5 protein-coding genes are annotated in these 5,174 nt (G+C 41.6%); 2 read left to right on the forward strand and 3 right to left on the reverse strand.

What is annotated here, in order from left to right; genetic code table 11:
• Positions 1–122 precede the first annotated feature (122 nt).
• Genes fliT through fliD form a run of 3 tightly spaced genes read right to left on the reverse strand, consistent with a single transcriptional unit; the run spans position 123 to position 2,341 of the window.
• Positions 123–512, reverse strand: coding sequence for a flagellar protein FliT (gene fliT, locus GKR71_RS06795; RefSeq protein ID WP_036951364.1), 390 nt, complete (start codon positions 510–512; stop codon positions 123–125).
• Complete coding sequence (gene fliS, locus GKR71_RS06800) at positions 502–900, reverse strand: flagellar export chaperone FliS (protein WP_006657543.1); 399 nt, start codon at positions 898–900, stop codon at positions 502–504. Before fliS ends, fliT begins: the two co-directional genes overlap by 11 nt.
• A 4-nt stretch (positions 901–904) precedes the next feature.
• Positions 905–2,341, reverse strand: coding sequence for a flagellar filament capping protein FliD (fliD, locus tag GKR71_RS06805; RefSeq protein WP_154634080.1), 1,437 nt, complete (start codon positions 2,339–2,341; stop codon positions 905–907).
• Between the two features lie 476 nt (positions 2,342–2,817).
• On the opposite strand from fliD, the gene GKR71_RS06810 reads away from it, so the two are divergent.
• Both GKR71_RS06810 and GKR71_RS06815 read left to right on the forward strand, forming a co-directional pair.
• Positions 2,818–3,903: a FliC/FljB family flagellin gene (locus tag GKR71_RS06810; RefSeq protein ID WP_154634081.1), complete on the forward strand. Its 1,086-nt coding sequence runs from the start codon at positions 2,818–2,820 to the stop codon at positions 3,901–3,903.
• Positions 3,904–4,300: 397 nt separating this feature from the next.
• Positions 4,301–5,017 (forward strand): RNA polymerase sigma factor FliA, encoded by a 717-nt coding sequence (locus GKR71_RS06815; protein WP_036951358.1) that lies wholly within the window; start codon positions 4,301–4,303, stop codon positions 5,015–5,017.
• Positions 5,018–5,174 lie beyond the last annotated feature (157 nt).

A 5,174-nucleotide genomic window follows, 5' to 3' on the forward strand; every position in this document is an offset into this window, starting at 1 on the left:
TCTATTTTACGGCTTCCCGAGACCCAACAAGTGTGATTCGGGGAGCTGCTATTGTGTTCTTGGTGCCAATTGAGTTGTCCTATTAAGTTAAGCGTCAGGTTAACTGCCTGACACTTTACCGTTTACTCGAGAGGTTTAATAACCCTTGGAGCATCGGGTTGATCAAATTGGCCGTAGCTATTATTCAATACCTTTTGTTGGTCGAGCTGTTTGATTTCTTTACTTAAAAAATTCAAATGATTTTGTAAGTGTTCTTTTGTCACTCGTTCGTTTTCAATGATCTGGTGTAGTAACTGCACAAAGTCGTCAGTAATAGGTTGTTCCTGCTCATATTCTTGAGTCAGAGCCGTTAAATTCTCAACGGCAAGGACATATTCAGTTTCTCGGGAGATTAATGACTCCCATTCCCCTGATTGTGCGAGCGAAACTAAGTTTTCACTTAATATTAAGACATTACGATATATTTCAAGTAAATAGAGAGGATTTTTATTGTCCACCTGGTTATCTTTCATCCACATTTGCACCGATTTGTTGCCATGCAGAGGCGATATCGGAGAGTAATTGGTAAACTTCTTGGACATAAGTCACGTTGTTTTCTATGTTGGCGCGGAGCAATTGCCGCGTCATGTATTCATACAAACTTGCTAAATTTTCAGCAAGTTCGCCACCAGCCTCGTAATTTAGCGATTGTTTTAATCCCGTGTCAATGATGTCGATTGCTTTTGAGATTTCTTTACCCTTTTCAGCAATGTTTCCCTGCTCCATAAAAATTTCCCCCCGTTTAAGGGCACTTAAGGCCCCTTTAAACAGGATTTGGATCAGTTGATACGGGGTCGCATTGGCGATTTCACTCTCCAAACTGACCTGCTGATAGGCTTGATTAGCTTTACGTTGATACATGCGGTTAACCTAAAAGTCTGCCTAATGAACTGCTTGTGCTGTTCAGTGAACTCATCATCTTATCGAGGTTTTGGAACTGACGACGATAGATATCCATGGTGTTTTCAATTTGTTTATTGGTCTGCTCGATACGTTTATCGATGCTTTTCTTTTTCTTCTGTACGCCATCTGTGGCGTTATGCAGCGTACCTTCTTTGCTATCTAAGGTATCCTTTAAGAAATTAAAGTTCTCTGTAGCAAATCCGGTTTCTTTTCCATCACCGGCAAAGAATACTTTCACGCTAGATGGGTTATCTTTGAGGGCACTATCGAGTTTTTTATTATCAATCTCTAACGTACCGTCTAGTTTTTGTTTAATCCCCATCTTACTCAGAAGGTTTAATTCGCCGCTATTTTGTGGGGTACGAACTTGGGTACGTAAGGTACTTTGAATTACACGTAAAGTAGAATCACCGATTAATGGACCATTGGTTTTATCCGGTGCAGTCCCTTTTTCGGTCGGAGTATATTTAGTAAGTTCTTTAGCTAAGGTTTGAAACTCATTATAGGCATCCACCCACGCTTTGATTTTCGCTTTAGCAGGTTCAATATCTTCAGAGATAATTAAATGTTCTGATTTGCCATCTTCACTCTCTTTCTTTAAAGATAGGGTTAAACCAGGAAACAGGTCTTTGGCTTCGTTGGTTTGAGATTCTAATTCGAAACCATCAATAATGAGCTGAGCATTTTGTGGTGGAACTTTTTGTTCCATACCACTCGTCGCTTTGTCTTTAATGGTGACGTTGCCTGTTGAATCAATTTCCGATTCAACATTTAAAATTTTAGCCAGTTCATCATCACCACTAACATTAATGCTCATGCGGTTGTCTGTACCCGCTTTTTTCGCCGTGACAACAAGATGATACTGATTGGTTTTATCTTTAATAACAGAGGCCGAAACACCCTTATCGGTTTTATTAATGGCGTCTGCAATCTCGATTAATGATGTGTGTTCATTATCGAGTTTGATAACAATTTTATCTTTATCTTCTTTTTGTGAAGGCTGGGTAATGGTAATTGTGCGCTCTGCTGCGCCGTTACCTAATAATTTTTTATTGTCTGGAATATCTTTGGTGGCAATAGTTTGTGCTTTCGCCAGCTGGGTGACTTTAACATCATGTACACCAGCAACCGCTTTACCATCGGTTTTTACATCAAAAGATTTATATTCGCCGTTCACTTTCGTGGTGCTGATATCTTCATACTTCTTGATATCTTCTGCCGCTTTTTTCAGTTTTTCTAATGAAGATTGCATCTTACCAAATGCACTGATTTGCGCATCATAGCTGGCCTTTTGCTGTGTTAATGGATCTAAGCGGCGCTTTTCCATCGCCTCCAATTGGTCCATTTGTACATTTAAGTCTAAGTTAGCCCCGATACCAAGTGTGGATATGCCTGCCATAAATCTCTCCTGAATATAAACCCTGAAAATAAATTCGTATTTAGTCCTTTATCGGCGAATTGGAGAAAAATATTAGACTATTCTACGAAATAATAATGGAAGGAGTTAAACCGTAAAAAGCAGGTAATTAGGCTTATTGAATAAAAATGATAAGGACATTAACCATAGTCGAAGGGTTTAATAAAAAATTTAGGGTGAAAAAAGCTGATTCCAGCGCGCTTTTGCCAATAGACGTGAAAAATTTTTATAAAAATGGCTAAAGGGGTTTTGGGTGCCGCCGATAATGTATTTGCTGACAAAATTTACTTAACAGAATACTCGTCATACTTCGCGCCGTATCGGTGTTGGCTGCACTCAGTCACCCTAGTCACATACTTCAGTATGCTCCTAGGGATACCTTCGCTAGCCGCCTAGATGCAGCACGAATTATTTAGAGTATTAACACTGTGTATCATATAAATAAATAGGAATACATCATGGCTCAAGTCATCAACACAAACGTACTGTCTCTGACTACACAAAATAACTTAAACCGTTCACAAGGCGTACTGGGTACTGCGATTGAGCGTTTATCTTCTGGTTCACGTATCAACAGCGCTAAAGATGATGCTGCGGGTCAAGCAATCGCTAACCGTTTCACTGCAAACGTTAAAGGTTTAACTCAAGCTTCTCGTAACGCAAACGACGGTATCTCTATCGCACAGACCGCTGAAGGCGCAGTTAACGAAATCAACGATAACTTACAACGTATTCGTGAACTGACTGTTCAAGCGAAAAACGGCACGAACTCAGAATCTGATGCAAAATCTATCCAAGACGAAGTTAAACTGCGTATGGAAGAGATTGACCGTATTTCTGAACAAACGCAATTTAACGGCGTTAAAGTATTAAGTGCTAATTCAACAATGAAAATTCAAGTTGGTGCAAATGATGGAGAAACTATCGACATCAACTTGAAGCAAATTGATAGAACCACTTTAGGTTTAGATAAATTAGATTTAACTAAACTGTCGGATCCAGCTGTTCAAGGTAAGAAAGCACCACTTGAAGTTGCTGCTGCTGTAACTGGTTCGGCTGACCCTAAAGATGATAAAGATGCAATTAATGCTAAAGGCGACATTTATCAGAAGATGAAAGCTGATGGCTCTGAAGATACTGGTAAATTTGTCATGAAAGTTGATGGTAAATTAGTTGAAGTCGTGAAAGCAGATTTTGATGCAGCAACTGGTGAACTAACTACTGCGGGTAAAACCAAAGTTGATGGTGCAGCAAGTTTAGCATCAACTAACGAAATGGCATTAACTGCATTAGACGATGCATTAAAAACTGTAGATTCATTCCGTTCTTCACTGGGTGCAGTACAAAACCGTATGCAGTCTACTATCAACAACCTGAACAACTCTGTTAACAACCTGAGCGCAGCACGTAGCCGTATCCAAGATGCTGACTTCGCTACAGAAGTTTCTAACATGAGCCGTGGTCAGATTCTGCAACAAGCAGGTACTGCTGTGTTAGCGCAAGCTAACCAGGTTCCACAAGGTGTTCTGAGCCTGTTACGTTAATTCGTGATCGAGCTTTTTATTAAAGACCAGCTTTGCTGGTCTTTTTTTTGCCCGTCATACTTCGCGCCGCAGCGTTGTTGGCTGCACTAAATTACCCTAGTCACATACTTCAGTATGCTCCTAGGGATAATTCAGCTTGCCGCCTAGCTGCAACGCGAATTATTTAGGGCGCGCTTTGGCATTGTTAAGGTCAAAACAAAGATCAAAAACAAGGTCAAAGGCAAGGCCAAAAGCAAAAGCAAAAGCAAAAAATAGAATCAAAAAATATTGGGCTCCATCAAATTTATTTAGGATAAAAAGAATAACGGCTGATTTAGTGCCTTACTCTGCGGATTGAAATTACGCGTAACACAGATAATGGCTACCTTTAGTTAAAACTTGAAGGGTGATTCAGGTTGTGAGTGATTTATATACTGCCGAAGGTGTCATTAATAAAAATAGCCTATGGGAGCGTTATTACCCTCTAATACGCCATGAAGCCCTAAAACTGCAAGTCCGACTTCCTGCCAGCGTTGATATCGATGACCTAATCCAAGCGGGTGGCATCGGGCTACTCCACGCATTAGAACGTTTCGATGCCTCATTAGGTGCCTCTTTTGCCACATACGCTGTGCAGCGGATCCGCGGATCCATGCTCGATGAACTGCGTAGCCGTGACTGGGTTCCCCGTAGCGTGCGTCGCCAAGCGCGAGAAATGACTAAAGCCATTGGTGAACTTGAGCAAAGCCTTGGGCGCAGTGCCACAGAGCCAGAAATTGCCAAAGCGCTGGATATCGATTTGGCGGAATATCGCCAAGTGCTGCTAGATACCAACAATAGCCAACTGTTCTCCTACGATGAATGGCACGAAGTGCACGGGGAAAGCTGCGAACCTTCAATGGATGAAGACGATGGCGGCAACCCACTGAGTTTACTGATGGAATCCAGCCTAAAAGATCAAATCGTGGCGGCGATAGAGCAATTGCCTGAGCGCGAAAAAATGGTGCTGACGCTGTATTACCAAGAAGAACTGAATTTGAAAGAGATTGGTGCGGTGCTGGAGGTGGGGGAGTCGAGAGTGAGTCAGCTTCACAGTCAGGCCATCAAACGGTTGCGCTCTAAGCTGAGGACTTAAATGCTCGTCATACTTCACGCTGTGACTGTGTTGGCTTCATAAGCTAACCCTAGTCACATACTTGTGTATGCTCCCAGGGCTTAGCGTATTCGCCGCCTTATCACAACGCGAATTATTTAGAGCTATGTTTGGGGAAGGTCAAGGGAAAAACCAAAAC

It is taken from the genome of Providencia sp. wls1922 (genome assembly GCF_009706505.1).
Lineage (GTDB): Bacteria > Pseudomonadota > Gammaproteobacteria > Enterobacterales > Enterobacteriaceae > Providencia > Providencia lanzhouensis.